General features: G+C 33.6%; 11 protein-coding genes, 1 tRNA gene and 1 rRNA gene (1 of these 13 running past the window's edge). 4 read left to right on the top strand and 9 right to left on the bottom strand.

Annotation, left to right across the window (positions count from 1 at the left end; all coding sequences use genetic code 11):
• Positions 1–62 precede the first annotated feature (62 nt).
• The 4 genes from bsdE14_RS18045 to bsdE14_RS18030 form a co-directional block, all read right to left on the bottom strand.
• A complete protein-coding gene (locus tag bsdE14_RS18045) occupies positions 63–602 on the bottom strand; it encodes a hypothetical protein (RefSeq protein ID WP_264851388.1) in 540 nt (179 codons plus the stop codon).
• A gap of 240 nt (positions 603–842) precedes the next feature.
• Positions 843–1,997 (bottom strand): amidohydrolase, encoded by a 1,155-nt coding sequence (locus tag bsdE14_RS18040; RefSeq protein ID WP_264851387.1) that lies wholly within the window; start codon positions 1,995–1,997, stop codon positions 843–845.
• A gap of 73 nt (positions 1,998–2,070) precedes the next feature.
• Positions 2,071–3,348, bottom strand: a complete 1,278-nt coding sequence (locus bsdE14_RS18035) for an Nramp family divalent metal transporter (RefSeq protein WP_264851386.1) — start codon at positions 3,346–3,348, stop codon at positions 2,071–2,073.
• 162 nt (positions 3,349–3,510) lie between these two features.
• Complete coding sequence (locus bsdE14_RS18030) at positions 3,511–4,971, bottom strand: aminoacyl-histidine dipeptidase (RefSeq protein WP_264851384.1); 1,461 nt, start codon at positions 4,969–4,971, stop codon at positions 3,511–3,513.
• Positions 4,972–5,418: 447 nt separating this feature from the next.
• Here bsdE14_RS18030 and bsdE14_RS18025 point away from each other — a divergent pair, with 447 nt between their 5' ends.
• On the top strand, positions 5,419–6,015 hold the full coding sequence (locus tag bsdE14_RS18025) for a DUF1836 domain-containing protein (RefSeq protein WP_264851382.1): 597 nt from the start codon (positions 5,419–5,421) through the stop codon (positions 6,013–6,015).
• A gap of 5 nt (positions 6,016–6,020) precedes the next feature.
• Here bsdE14_RS18025 and bsdE14_RS18020 read toward each other — a convergent pair whose 3' ends face one another.
• On the bottom strand, positions 6,021–6,497 hold the full coding sequence (locus bsdE14_RS18020; protein WP_264851381.1) for a hypothetical protein: 477 nt from the start codon (positions 6,495–6,497) through the stop codon (positions 6,021–6,023).
• An 80-nt stretch (positions 6,498–6,577) separates the two neighbouring features.
• Between bsdE14_RS18020 and bsdE14_RS18015 the strand changes: the two genes are divergently transcribed.
• Together bsdE14_RS18015 and bsdE14_RS18010 are read left to right on the top strand one after the other, a co-directional pair.
• A complete protein-coding gene (locus bsdE14_RS18015) occupies positions 6,578–6,871 on the top strand; it encodes a hypothetical protein (RefSeq protein WP_264851380.1) in 294 nt (97 codons plus the stop codon).
• A gap of 77 nt (positions 6,872–6,948) precedes the next feature.
• Positions 6,949–8,400, top strand: a complete 1,452-nt coding sequence (locus bsdE14_RS18010) for an NADP-dependent glyceraldehyde-3-phosphate dehydrogenase (protein WP_264851379.1) — start codon at positions 6,949–6,951, stop codon at positions 8,398–8,400.
• A 26-nt stretch (positions 8,401–8,426) separates the two neighbouring features.
• On the opposite strand, the gene bsdE14_RS18005 is transcribed toward bsdE14_RS18010, so the two are convergent.
• Positions 8,427–9,140, bottom strand: a complete 714-nt coding sequence (locus tag bsdE14_RS18005; RefSeq protein ID WP_264851378.1) for a lysophospholipid acyltransferase family protein — start codon at positions 9,138–9,140, stop codon at positions 8,427–8,429.
• A gap of 129 nt (positions 9,141–9,269) precedes the next feature.
• Between bsdE14_RS18005 and bsdE14_RS18000 the strand changes: the two genes are divergently transcribed.
• Complete coding sequence (locus tag bsdE14_RS18000; protein ID WP_264852297.1) at positions 9,270–10,148, top strand: ComEC/Rec2 family competence protein; 879 nt, start codon at positions 9,270–9,272, stop codon at positions 10,146–10,148.
• Positions 10,149–10,174: 26 nt separating this feature from the next.
• Here bsdE14_RS18000 and bsdE14_RS17995 read toward each other — a convergent pair whose 3' ends face one another.
• The 3 genes from bsdE14_RS17995 to bsdE14_RS17985 all read right to left on the bottom strand — a co-directional run.
• Positions 10,175–12,631, bottom strand: a complete 2,457-nt coding sequence (locus bsdE14_RS17995) for an ABC transporter substrate-binding protein (protein ID WP_264851377.1) — start codon at positions 12,629–12,631, stop codon at positions 10,175–10,177.
• A 223-nt stretch (positions 12,632–12,854) separates the two neighbouring features.
• Positions 12,855–12,929 (bottom strand) — tRNA-Asn (locus bsdE14_RS17990).
• A gap of 122 nt (positions 12,930–13,051) precedes the next feature.
• Positions 13,052–15,235: ribosomal RNA gene (locus bsdE14_RS17985) — 23S ribosomal RNA — on the bottom strand (it continues 724 nt past the right edge of the window).

Below are 15,235 nucleotides of genomic sequence, written 5' to 3'. Positions count from 1 at the left end.
TAAAAAATTCCTATACATGTTTTCATTAATTTTTAATAAAAAATACCATCCTTTGGATGGTACTAAAATAAAATCTGTTTTTTTTCATAGGGATTTTCTATATATGGGATATAAATTGAACGCATCTTTGAATCAATTCTATTATAGGCTAGATATTCAACATATAAAGCACCGGAGTTTACTAACCTGTCAATTCCCTTCTGACATATTCCAACTTCAATTATCTCATTAAATTTATTCTCGTCTACTTCCTTAGAAAATGGAAAAAGTGTCTTTTCTACTATTATCTTTTCTCTAGCAAAGTCAATAATTGTTACAGTATTAAGCTCATAGAGCAGTCCAATAATTTTCAAAAATATGATTATAGCAGCAATAATAAAAGCTATTAATAATATATGTACTAAAATTGTAACTATTAATGCACCAAACTTTGAGGCATCAAGTGAAAAAAGCGTTGAACCATGCTTTTTAAGTAATGAGCTTCTTATACCGTTTGTTATAATACAACCCACTATAATTAAAATAAACGCCACAATTTTTTTTATTAATTCCCCCAAAATGCCTGTTAATGTACACTTCAATGTAATTTTCTCACTGTTCATTCTCTTTCCTCCTATTACTCACTTACCCTCAATCAGTAATTAATAATAAACGTTTATACCTAAGTATATGTTTGTCCATCTTTATATATAACAGTAAAGCATAAAAACAAAAGGATAGGAGTTTCATTTTTCTAACTCCTATCCCTTTTATTACTAAAAAATTAGATTTAATCCTCATTTCGCTGCCATATTGATATTATGATAAAATTCTAATGCTTTATAATCAATATGAACCTAAAATTATCTATTATATACTACTTTTCCATTAATGATTGTATAAAGCGTATTAGTAAATATCTCCATTGGATTTCCATCAAAAATTGCTATATCTGCATCTTTTCCAACTTCAATACTACCTACCCTTTTTTCGATATTGCATATTTCAGCAGCATTTATAGTAATAGCTTTAAACGCTTCGTCCATATCCATTCCTTCCTTCACAGCCATAGCAGCACATAGAGGTAAATAATTAATTGGAACAACTGGGTGATCTGTAATAATCGCAGTCTTTATTCCTTCTTTAGATAATATTCCTAGAGTTTTAAATGTCTTGTTTTTAGTTTCTACCTTTTTTCTTGCTGTAAGTGTAGGTCCAACTAGCGCAGGATAACCACAATCTTTTATATAATCCACTATTAAATGTCCTTCTGTACAATGGTCAAGTGTCATCTTTAAGTCGAATTCTCTTGCAATTCTAATAGCAGTAAGTATGTCATCTGCCCTATGAGCATGTGCTTTTATAGGTATTTTCTTTTCTAATACAGGGATAAGTGCTTCCATTTTAAAATCTATATCAAAGCTTTCGTCTTTTTTAGAGGCCCTTTCTTTCTTCATTCTATAATTTTGGGCCTTTATGAGTGTTTCTCTAAGTTTAGCTGCAGTGCCCATCCTAGTGGATGGCATTTGTTTTTTTGATGAATATATTCTTTTAGGGTTTTCTCCAAATGCTACTTTCATTGCGGCGGGCTCAAGAATAATCATGTCATCAATGCTTACCCCCATTGTCTTCATTGCTACAAATTGGCCACCTATTACGTTTGCACTTCCTGGCCCTGTCATTACAGTTGTTATTCCGGCTTGAGCTGCTTCTTTAAAGGCACTGTCCATAGGATTTATGGCGTCTATAGCTCTTAATTCAGGAGTAACTGGATCAGTTGATTCATTACCATCACTGCCTTCAAACCCCATGTCCTGTTCAAAAATTCCAATATGGCAATGTGCATCAATAAAACCGGGTAATACCCAGGCACCTGAAGCATCAATTACTTCATACTCTTTTGATTCTTCAATTTTTGTACCAACAGCTTTGATTTTCCCATTTTCAATTAATACACAACCATTTTCATGTGTAACTCCAGTCATTGTAATTATTTTACCGTTTTTTATTAATAGCATTTTTCTCCCCCCATATACCGATTTTTAATTATAGGATTTATATCTCCTCATATTTCATCATGCTTTATCACTTTCACCTAAATATACTTATCAAAAGCATTATATTTAAAATAGTTACTATAATTCCAATTGACCACAATGCTATTTTATCTAGAAGGCTATTTGCATACTTTCCCATTATTTTCTTTGAGGAAGTTAAATATATTTGCAGGAATATAGTAATTGGTAACTGTATACTTAAAATCATTTGTGAATAAACAAGTCCCTTAAAAGGATCACTAATAAAGAATATTACTACAGTTGCAACAATTAAAGTTATACCAATACCAACTTTTGTGTGTCTATCGCGAATATCATATGGCTCTCCAAAAAGACCTGCAAAAATGCTTCCACCTGCCATTCCAGCAGTTACACAGGAACTCATGCCTGAGAATAATAGAGCTAAAGCAAATATAACTGCAGCAGAATTTCCGAGAAGAGGTTTAAGCATACTTTGAGCTTGATCCAAAGCTGTTACCTTAATTCCCTTAGTAAAAAATGTTGCTGCAGCAATTAAAATCATAGCACTATTAATAGCCCATCCAACTATCATTGAGAATAATGTATCAGCAAACTCATATTTTAATTGTTTTGCTATTATCTTTTCGTCCTGCAAATTCCACTGTCTGCTTTGAATTATCTCTGAGTGCAGATACAAATTATGCGGCATTACTACAGCCCCAAGAACACTCATAATTATTAAAATTGACCCATTAGGTGCAGCTGGTATAAACCAGCCTCTTGCAGCTTCTCCCCAATTTATATGCACTAGAGTTAACTCAAAAATGAAAGATAGACCAACTATTGAAACAAAGCCTATTATCCACTTTTCAAGCTTTTTATATGAATTTACAAAAAGCATCCACATGACAACTATTAAAATTAAAATTGATCCAAGCTTCAAAGGAATATTGAACAGCATATTTAGAGCAATGGCACCTCCAAGTATTTCAGCCATAGCAGTAGATATTGCTGCCAAAACTGCTGAAAAAAGTATGAGTTTTGATACTCTTTTACTCATATTAAGTGTTGCTGCCTCAGATAAGCATAGTCCGCTTACTATTCCAAGATGCGCTGCATTGTGCTGCAGAATTATTAACATAATTGTTGAAAGCGTAACCATCCAAAGCAGCTTATAACCAAAATCTGCTCCAGCCGATACATTTGAAGCCCAGTTTCCAGGATCTATAAATCCAACAGTAACTAGTAATCCTGGTCCTATATATTTTACAAAATCTCTTGCACTAAATTCTGGTTTGTGTTCACCATCAAAATATTGTTTTATTTTCTTTTTTATGCTAAGTTTTCTCATATATTACCCCATACATATATATACTATTAATCTATAATTTTAGTATGCACATAATTAATAAAGTAAATAAATACAAAAGTATAATTATATAATAATGCTAATTTTGGTATTATGCAAACAAGAAAAAAGACCTCAAGCCTAAAGCTTGAGGTCGTATATATATTACTTTATTTCTTTAAGAACGTTAACCAAATAATCCCAGCTTCTTTCAACTGATGAAATACTCATGTGTTCATCTGGAGTATGAACATCATATAGATTTGGTCCAAAGGAAATCATATCAATTTCGCCAAATTTTTCTTTAAATAATCCGCACTCAACTCCAGCGTGAATAGCAACTATTTCTGGATTAGTTCCATACATGTCTTTATAAACTTTTTCAAATACTTTTCTAATATTTGAATTAGCATCGTATTGCCAATCTGGATAATCTGCCTCTGTAGAGAATTCTGCACCTAATGTTTCAGATATAACTCTTGATTGATTAACTATATCAACTTTTAAACTCTTAACTGAACTTCTTACAGCACTATCAAAGTTTAGTTGATTATTCTCTATAGCTACAACACCTAAATTAGTAGAACTTTGTACAAGTCCAGCTATTTCCATGCTCATTGTCTGAACACCACTTGGTATAAGTGTTAATAGTTTTATAGTTTTTTCTTTAGTATCATTTGAGAATTTCTTTGATGGAACTGAAGATAAAAGTTCAAATTCTATATTTACATCTGGATCTGATACTTTAAATTCATTTTTAAATGTATTATTCCACTCTTGTATCTTTTCCTTAACTATTGCCTCATCAGCAGCATTAATTAATAAAGTTACATCAGCTTCACGTGGTATTGCATTACTCTTTGCTCCTCCACTTATATCACAAATGTCAAAACTAACTGCTGACATAAGATCAAGTAAGAAACGTCCAAGCAATTTATTTGAGTTACCTCTTTGCTTATGTATTTCCATACCTGAGTGTCCACCCTTAAGTCCTCTTATTCTTACTGCAACTGGAACAAAATTTCCTTGAACATTTTCCCAAGCTATGTTTAATGAAGTTCTAGCTCTAAGTCCACCTGAACAGCTAACTAAAAGCTTTCCTTCTTCTTCAGAATCTATGTTTATCAATGTTCTAGCATTGATATGTTCAGGATTTAATGCAACAGCTCCACCCATACCTGTTTCTTCTTCAGTTGTAACAAGTACTTCTATAGGAGGGTGTTGTAAATTATTAGAATCAAGTACAGCTAAAGACATAGCTACTGCTATTCCATTATCAGCTCCTAGAGTAGTTCCTGTAGCATATATCATATCACCATCTATTCTAAGCTGTAGTGGATCCTTTTCAAAGTCATGAACTGTTGATGTATTTTTTTCACACACCATGTCCATATGACCTTGTAATATTATTGGAGCAGCATTCTCATAACCAGCAGTTCCTGGTTTCTTTATGATAACGTTTAAGGCTTCATCCTGAATAACTTCTAAATTTCTTGCCTTTGCAAAATTAACTAGGTAATCACTTATACCCTTTTCATTTCCTGAGCCTCTTGGTATTTGACACATCTCTTCAAAAAACTTGAAAACCTCATATGGCTTTAGATCTTTTAAAACATTTCCGCTCATTCGAATCATCCTTTCCTTACAGAAATAATTATAATTGTGAAGGAAAAACTTCACATTAATAAAAAGGTATTTTACAATACAGATAAATTCAGCTTAAATAGTCTGTAGTATATACCCCTTCAACTTCTATTTGAACACAATCTTGCACAAAAATCAAGACTTGTTTTAAATAATAAGTAAGAAACATATGAAATTTACTGCTTTTCAATATAAAATTTACAAATAATGTTGTATTTCTTTCATTTATATTTTGCAAACTATCTCATTATAATATTATTATAAAATATTATAAACTTTTGGTTTATATTGTAATCAGTTTTATAATATTTTATTACACTTTATTTACTTGTAAACTTTTCAAAAAAAATCTATAATTAACTATGATTAATATTTATTCATTAGAATTTACCTTAGTTTTTATAATATAAGAAATTAGGAGTGATAAACTTGAATATAGATAAAGCTACACTAATAAATTTATTAAAAGAAATTTCTGATCAAGGTGAAATTAAGCCAACTGATATTCCTTGTGTTGATCTTTATATGGATCAAGTAACAACTCTATTCGATGATAAACTAAAGGCTTCTAAGCGCTATGAAACTGATAAAATTCTGACAAAAACTATGATAAACAATTATACTAAAGACAAGCTTTTGACTCCAATTAAAGGAAAAAAGTACAATAAGAATCAAATCATACTTCTAGTACTAATATATAATCTCAAGCAGACTTTATCAATTAATGATATTGGACAATTACTATCCCCTTTGATTGATACGTTAGATGAAAACAACAAGTCAGAAAATCTTGATAGCATTTATTCAGCCTTTTTAAATCTTCAAAAAAAAGATGTAGAAATATTCATGGAAGATTCTTTAAAAAAGTTTGAATCTATCGAAGATGAATTATCACAATTTAATAGTTCTAATGCAGAGCTTTCAAAGCTACTTTTGACTATATTTATGCTTGTTGATTCTGCAAATCTTCAAAAAAGGATGGCAGAAAGGCTTATAGACAATTATTTTAGCCCAAAGGATAAATAAGGTATCTATTCTGATACTTTATTTATCCTAAGCTGAGCCCTTATAGTTTTACTCGTTACCCTAACAACAACAAAACTATAGTTCGTTTTTTCCTTTAGTAAATCTTTTAAAATAATACTTGTATCTTTATCTAGTATTTCTAATTCATCACCTTTTTTTGATAAAACAATATAACTTAATCCCCTTTTTGCTAGAATAAGGCTATCCCATTCTTTTACATCATAATTGTTATTAGCAATATCAAAAGTTAATCCTTTGCTTTCAACCATTCGTACCAAGTTCACATACTGCTGTTTAAGTGCCTGATTTTCCGTTTCTATCCTGTTTAGTAGTTTTTTATTTTCATCACATTTCTCTTTTCCAGCTAAAATTTGTTTTTCTAAGCTTATCCTTTTTTCATCAAGTTTCTTTATCTCATTCTCTTTTGCCCTTATGTAATAGTCATTAACCCTTCTAGAATCAAAAGCACCCTTCTTATCCATTCCTTACCTCCAATCTAAATTTATTTTTTATCTTTACTTTTATGAATTTTGTCCGATTATATTAATATGGTGGTGATATTATGAAAAACTTATATCATTTTATACTTAGTATTCCAAAGTTAATATTTATATATATAAATAGATTTTACAATAGATTATGCTTTATATTCAATAAACAGAGAACAATTCAGGAAATGTTAAAGCCTATTGTGAACAATAAAATAGAAATAAACAACAAGCTTTTATTCGAGCTAAAACAAATTCGAAAAGAAAATGCTTTGATTGAAAACGAAATAGGCTTACTAGATAAAAACAATAAAAACCTAAATAAAAAAATATCAATACTTCAAGAATTACTTCTTAAAAGACCTTAATTCTATGAGAAATTTGTTATTTGCATAATAAAAGTCAATTATTTGCAGATAATAAGGTATAGAATTGAGGTGTTTTTATGTTTGAAAATATAATGAAGGAAAACGTGTATAAATTTCTCTATGATGGCCAATGGATAAATTCAAAGAATGGCAACTTAATCGAAATTTTTTCACCATGCAATAACTTACCAATTGGCAAAATTCAAGCTCTAAGCAAAGATGAAGTAGATACAGTACTTACAAACTCTAGAGCTGCACAAAAGGCTTGGGCTGAAGTTCCACTATATGAAAGAGCAAAAATCTTACATGAAGCCGCTAATATACTTGAAGAAAATCTAGAGCCAATATCAAATATGCTTCAACTTGAGGTTTCAAAAGATAAAGCATCTTCCGAGTCAGAAGTAAAAAGAACTGCTGAGTTTATTAGATATACAGCTGATGCAGGTAAAAATTTAGAAGGTAAGACTCTAGTTGGGGATACCTTTCCTGGTTTTAATAAAAATAAAATATCTTTAATAACTAGGCACCCTGTAGGGGTTGTACTTGCTATATCTCCATTCAATTATCCTATAAACTTAGCAGCCTCTAAAATTGCACCAGCTCTAATTGCTGGTAATAGTGTAGTATTAAAGCCTGCTACACAAGGTGCAATAAGCTCCTTGATGCTGTGTGAAGTATTTAATAAAGCTGGTGTTCCTAAAGGAGTTCTCAATTCGATAACTGGTAAATCTTCTGAAATAGGAGATTACCTTGTTACACGTGATGCCATAGATTTTATCAATTTTACAGGAAGCACAGAGGTTGGAAAACATATAGCTCTCATTGCAGGAATGGTGCCCATGATAATGGAACTAGGTGGTAAAGATGCTGCCATTGTATTATCTGATGCTAACATAGAAAATACAGCAAAGTCAATTGTTTCTGGAGCTTTTAGCAATTCTGGTCAAAGGTGTACTGCAGTTAAAAGAGTTTTAGTAATGAATGATGTAGCCGATAAGCTTATTGAGAGCATGGTAAAAGAAATTTCAACACTTAAAGTTGGATTGCCGCAAGAAGGGGCTTATATAACTCCTCTCATTGATGATAAAGCTGCAGATTACGTACAGGATTTAATTAATGATGCTCTAGCTAAAGGCGCTAAACTTATAACTGGAAATAAAAGAGTTGGCAATCTAATCTATCCAACTTTATTTGATAATGTTTCTCTTGATATGAGGGTCGCTTGGGAAGAGCCATTTGGTCCCGTTTTACCAGTTATAAGAGTAAGTAGTATAGATGAGGCTATTGATATTGCCAATAAATCAAAATATGGACTTCAATCATCAGTATTCACGAACAACATAAACCATGCTTTTATAATTTCTGAAAAGCTAGAAGTAGGAACTGTACAAATAAATAATAAACCAGAAAGAAGTCCAGACCATTTTCCTTTCCTTGGAATAAAATCCTCTGGCTTAGGAACCCAAGGCATTAAATACAGTATTGAAGCTATGACTAGACCAAAGGTTACTGTGTTAAATATTCAATAAATAAGAGTTATGCATTTGCATAACTCTTATTTATTGCTTAACTCACCTTTAATCATGTTTTCAATTGTTTCAGCCAAATTATTTTGATCTTCCTTTGAAAGGCTTTTAGGATCTATTTGATTAAAAATCTTAATTCTTACATTAGCAGGTTTTATTTTGTTGCCATTTCCTTCATATACCTTATAGCTTCCATCAATGGCTACTGGAACTATTGGAACACCAGCTTTAATACCAAGCTTCATACTACCCTTTTTAAACTCGTTCATGCCTTTTCCTTTACTTCTTGTACCTTCAGGAAAAATAACCATAGAATAACCACTTTTTAGATTTTCTATCCCTTCGTTTATTGATTTAACAGATTCTCTTATATTACTTCTATCCATAAAAATACAATGAAGTTTTTTCATCCAAAAACTGATTATAGGAGCATTCTCCATCTCCTTCTTAGCAATAAAACCAATAGGCTTTTCTAGATATCCCAGCATCAACGGAATATCTGCATAACTCTCATGATTAGCTACAAATAAACAAGTACCTTCAGGAATATTTTCCATGCCAACCATTTCCACGTCTACTCCTATATTTTTCATCATTGCCTGTCCCCATTTACGGGTAGTTTCAAATAAATATTTATCCGCTTCTACTTTTCCACTTTTTAGCTTAAATCTCAATTTTAAAGCCTTAAATAAAGTCATGACTAAATATCCAGCTAAATATAAAAAGAATAAAACTGTCCTCATTTCTCTATTCCTCTCTAATATAATCTACTTAAAATTATACTAGTTTGTACAATTTTTTTCAAGTTGCTCAAATCCCTTTAAAAATATAGAGATTAATGATAAACTATTTATGACATTTTAAAGATGGAGATGAAATATTTGAAAATTAATAGTAAAATTACTAATATACTTATTTACTTTCTAATATCTGTTATTTTATTTGCTGGATGCTCAGCAAATAAACAGGCAAGCACTACATCAAATGAAAGTTATCCTAGCAACATATTGCGAGTTCATTATATTGATGTTGGTCAAGGTGATTCTATTTTGGTTCAAATCAATAATAAGAACCTCTTAATCGATGCTGGGGATAAAGACCATAAAGAAAAGTTAAAGTCCTACTTAAAAAAGCAAGGAGTAAATAAACTTGATTACATTGTTGCAACTCATCCACATGAAGATCACATTGGAGGTATGGCTGAAATAATAAATAATTTTCAAGTTGGAAAGTTTTACGCACCTAAGATCACTAGTTCTACAAACGCTTTTGAAAACATGGTTGATGCACTAAAAAAGAAAAATAATAAAATAAATGTTGCTAAGACTGGTGTTTCTTTTAAGCTTGATGACAAAGTAGAATGTGAGATGTTAGCTCCTAATAGCAGTAAGTATGATGATGTTAATAACTATTCAGCAGTAATTAAACTAACATATGGTAATACAAAATTTCTATTTACCGGAGATGCTCAAAAACTAAGTGAAAAAGAAATTCTTCTTAACAAATCTGATTTATCCTGTGATGTGCTAAAAGTAGGACATCATGGTAGTTCTACTTCAACTTCAAAGGAATTTTTAGAAAAGGTAAAACCTAAAATTGCAGTTATAAGCTGTGGAAAAGATAATGATTATGGTCATCCTCATAAAGAAACTTTAACCTCCCTTAAAAGCATAAATTCTAAAATATATAGAACTGATTTAGATGGAAGTATACTTTTAATCAGTGATGGAAATAAAGTTGAAAAAAAATAGCCTGATGAGATTCATCAGGCTATTTTTTATTCAATCCACATATCTTCATACTTTATTAAATTTAATGGATTTATTCTTAATCCTTTTACATTTTCTTGACATGCAAAAGAAGTACAAATTGTTGACAAGTAAACCCATGTAGCATCTTCAATCATTATATTTTCTAATTTACACAACAGTTCTTTATATTTATATGGATTTTTAGTTTTCTTAGCTTCGCTTAGCATTTCCATCAGCTTTGGATTATTATATTTACTCCTATTAGATGCATTATTAATATCAATTAGAGGTTCTATAAAATTATCTGCTGTTCCAGAATCACCTAACCATCCATATATAAACATATCACACTTTGTTAAATTCTCCTCTGCATAATATTCCTTGGAGTTTATTTCAACAACCTTCAAACTTATTCCAATCTCTTTTAAGTTTTCTCCTAGGATACCTGCTAATATGCTTTGGAAATTAGAGTTTGAACCCGTTTTATTTATATTTAAAGTTAAATTATTTGATGTTACTCCACTTCTTCTTAATAATTCCTTTGCTTTATTTACATTTCTGCTATAAGTCACTGCATTAGGATTATCTAATACGCTAGTTGGGAATGGTCCTTTTGCAAGTACTTCATTGCCTCCTAAAGCTTCTTTAATAATTCTCTCTCTATCTATACAATAGCTTATAGCTTGTCTTGCTTCTTTATTAGAAATAAGCGGATTGCTGCTTCTGTAGTTAAATGTAATGAATCTAGAACCTATACACTGCGCTAAATTTATATTATAGCTGCTTTCCTTAATTTTATTTATATTTGCTCCATTAACAGAAATATAGTCTAAATTTCCTTCAATAAAGCTATTTACAGGATTTTCAAGTTCCATTTTAAGTCTAACTGTATCAACTAAAGCCTCACCAAGTGCATATCCTTGGAATTTTTCTAATATAATTTCTTTATTTATTTTATCCCATTTTACAAATTTAAATGGTCCTGCCCCTACTGGTTCAGTTTCTATTTTATTTATGCATTCCTTTGGAAGTATAGAACAAGAGCAGTGTGCCAAATTGTTAACAAATGAACTATATGGGAAATCTAATACTAGTTTAATATTATAGTCATTAACAACTACTATACCAGCTACTTCTTTGCTCCTCCCTTTATAAAAATCATCTGCTCCTTTTATAACTGATAAAAACCATCTATTTGGTGAGTCAACTTCCTTACTTAACAATCTCTCATAGGAATACTTTACATCCCTGGCAGTTATATTTCTTCCATTATGGAATTTCATATCTTTTCTTAAATTAAAATTCCATGTTACATTATCACTTTCTAAGTGCCAGTTTCTCGCAATTGCGCCTATAACTTCAGTACTGCTTCCAAATCTCACTAAGCCCATATAAATAGCTTGTACAATATTTGTGTCGTTTATTTCTGTAATCTTTGCAGGGTCAAAAAACTTTGGACTCTCTACACTTAAAGTGAACATAGTTTTTGAAGCTTCCTCACTTTTATCATTAGTGCACATTTCTGTTAAATTAGTTATTGTACCCTTTAGTGTATTTAATGATGCCTTTTGTCTATCAACGTTAACAGATATATTTTCATTAAAATTCCTTACTTTTTCTGATACTTCAACTAAATCATCTATTACAGATATCATAAATTGATTTTTATCAGCCTGATCCTTTACTGCAGTATGTATATTGTTTGATATGTTTCTCGTTCTTTCCACTGAACTCATCATTTCATCTATTGCTGTTACTGCATCTTCCGCTACACATGAGCTTTCATTAACCTTCTCAATACCTTTCATAATAATATTGAGTGTTTCATCAGTAACCTTCGTTATTTCTGAAATAATAAAGTCTATTTCATCAGCAGAACTTGAGCTATTTTCTGCAAGTTTTTTAACCTCTCCTGCAACTACTGAAAATCCCCTTCCAGCTTCACCAGCTCGAGCAGCTTCAATATTTGCATTTAGAGAAAGTAGGTGTGTAGTTTTTGCTATACCTTTTATTGTATCAACTATACCTTTAATTTTATTAGACTTTTCCTCTAATTCCAATATTACATTCTTCATGCTTTCAACTGTATTTTGAACTACATCTATACTACTTATTACATTATTAACTGCAATTTGTCCAAGTTTTGCTTTTTCTAATGTATCTTCAATCTCATTCATAGTTTCTTCTACACTTGCACTTACTTCCTCAGAAAAAGCACCTACTTCAGAAGATACCTGAACTGTTTTATTTACATGTTCCCCATGCTTTTCCATTTCAATATTTATATCTTCAACAGATTTTAGAAGCATTTTAGTCATATCCAATACTTCTTCTGCTTCATTAAACAATCTTAAAGATATTAAATTTTGATATTTTTGCCTATTAACTACTTTTAAGTCCTTAGCATTTTTTACTATAGTTTTTTCATGTATTGTTCTTTCTGTCTCTAAAACATTCTGTTTCTTACTCTTATCAAAAAACATATTTATCCTCCTATATTATATATTGTACTATACAAAATGAGTGTATTTCTCAATAAGGCTATACTTTTTCAATTAATCCAATCTAATATATAATACCATAAATGTCCCAAACAAACTACTATACTTGAGTTTTTTTAACAAAATTCAAAACTTTTCGGCTTTATAATATAAAAAAACTCTAACAATACAAAGTATCATTAGAGTTAATCCACAAAAAAAGAACTGGCTCCGTGGAGAGGACTCGAACCTCCAACCCTTCGGTTAACAGCCGAATGCTCCGCCATTGAGCTACCACGGAATATGTATGCATGATTTGTCAAAATCTTCGATTTTGGTAACAAATCAGTACTCCTCAACTCTGTTGAGCGAGTTTCCTTTGAAAGAATATTATTCTCTCAAGACTGAACAGATTAAGAATATTTGGTCAAGCCCTCGACCTATTAGTATCAGTCAGCTAAACACATTACTGCGCTTACACCCCTGACCTATCAACCTTGTGTTCTTCAAGGGGTCTTACTAGCTTACGCTATGGGAAATCTTATCTTGAGGTGGGCTTCACGCTTAGATGCTTTCAGCGTTTATCCCGTCCCGACATAGCTACCCAGCCGTGCTCCTGGCGGAACAACTGGTACACCAGAGGTCAGTCCATCCCGGTCCTCTCGTACTAAGGACAGCTCCTCTCAAATTTCCTACGCCCGCGACGGATAGGGACCGAACTGTCTCACGACGTTCTGAACCCAGCTCGCGTGCCGCTTTAATGGGCGAACAGCCCAACCCTTGGGACCTACTTCAGCCCCAGGATGCGACGAGCCGACATCGAGGTGCCAAACCTCCCCGTCGATGTGGACTCTTGGGGGAGATCAGCCTGTTATCCCCGAGGTAGCTTTTATCCGTTGAGCGATGGCCCTCCCACGAGGTACCACCGGATCACTAAGCCCGACTTTCGTCCCTGCTCCACTTGTGGGTGTCGCAGTCAGGCTCCCTTCTGCCTTTGCACTCTACGAGCAATTTCCAACTGCTCTGAGGGAACCTTTGGACGCCTCCGTTACATTTTAGGAGGCGACCGCCCCAGTCAAACTGCCCACCTAACAATGTCCCACGACCAGTTTCATGGACTGTGGTTAGAACTTCAGTACTGTCAGGGTGGTATCCCAAGGGTGACTCCATAGGAGCTGACGCCCCTACTTCTCAGTCTCCCACCTATCCTGTACAGACAATACCGAAATTCAATGCTAAGCTACAGTAAAGCTCTACGGGGTCTTTCCGTCCAATCGCGGGTAGCGAGCATCTTCACTCGCAATACAATTTCGCCGGATTTGTTGTTGAGACAGTGCCCAAGTCATTACGCCATTCGTGCGGGTCAGAACTTACCTGACAAGGAATTTCGCTACCTTAGGACCGTTATAGTTACGGCCGCCGTTTACTGGGGCTTAAGTTCATAGCTTCGCTTGCGCTAACTAGTCCCCTTAACCTTCCAGCACCGGGCAGGCGTCAGCCCCTATACATCAGCTTTCGCTTTAGCAGAGACCTGTGTTTTTGCTAAACAGTTGCTTGGGCCTATTCTCTGCGACCTACTTGCGTAGGCACCCCTTCTCCCGAAGTTACGGGGTCAATTTGCCGAGTTCCTTAACAACAATTCTTCCGCTGGTCTTAGGATTCTCTCCTCACCTACCTGTGTCGGTTTGCGGTACGGGCAGAAGTTACCTCGATAGAAGCTTTTCTTGACAGTGTGGAATCAGATACTTCGCTACTTAAATTTCGCTCCCCATCACACCTCAGTTACTGCAGACGGATTTGCCTATCTGCAAACCTAAATGCTTAGACACACTAATCCAACAGTGTGCACATCCTATCCTACTGTGTCACTCCATCTCTAATAACGCCACTTCTGGTATCGGAATATCAACCGATTGTCCATCACCTACGCCTTTCGGCCTCGGCTTAGGTCCCGACTAACCCTGAGCGGACGAGCCTTCCTCAGGAAACCTTAGGTTTTCGACCAATGAGATTCTCACTCATTTCTCGCTACTTATGCCAGCATACTCACTCCTGTACAGTCCACCATTCCTTTCGGTATGACTTCTGCCCATACAGGAAGCTCCTCTACCACGTACCTTACGGTACATCCATAGCTTCGGTGGTAAGTTTTAGCCCCGGACATCTTCGGCGCAGGATCTCTCGACTAGTGAGCTATTACGCACTCTTTGAATGAGTGGCTGCTTCTAAGCCAACATCCTAGTTGTCTTAGAAATCCCACATCCTTTTCCACTTAACTTACACTTTGGGACCTTAGCTGATGATCTGGGCTGTTTCCCTTTTGACTACGGATCTTATCACTCGCAGTCTGACTGCCGGGGTACAAGTATATGGCATTCGGAGTTTGATAGAGTTCAGTAAGCGCAATGCCCCCTAGCCCATTCAGTGCTCTACCTCCATTACTTATTTTACCCGACGCTAGCCCTAAAGCTATTTCGAGGAGAACCAGCTATCTCCGAGTTCGATTGGAATTTCTCCGCTATCCACAGCTCATCCCATGGTTTTTCAACACCAACGTGGTTCGGTCCTCCACGGAATTTTACTTCCGCTTCAACCTGTCCATGGATA

Origin of the sequence: Clostridium omnivorum, assembly GCF_026012015.1 — a bacterium.
GTDB classification, from domain to species: Bacteria; Bacillota; Clostridia; order Clostridiales; family Clostridiaceae; genus Clostridium_AX; species Clostridium_AX omnivorum.
The sequence above is the reverse complement of the archived record's forward strand: the minus strand, read 5'-3'. Positions and strand labels throughout refer to the sequence as shown.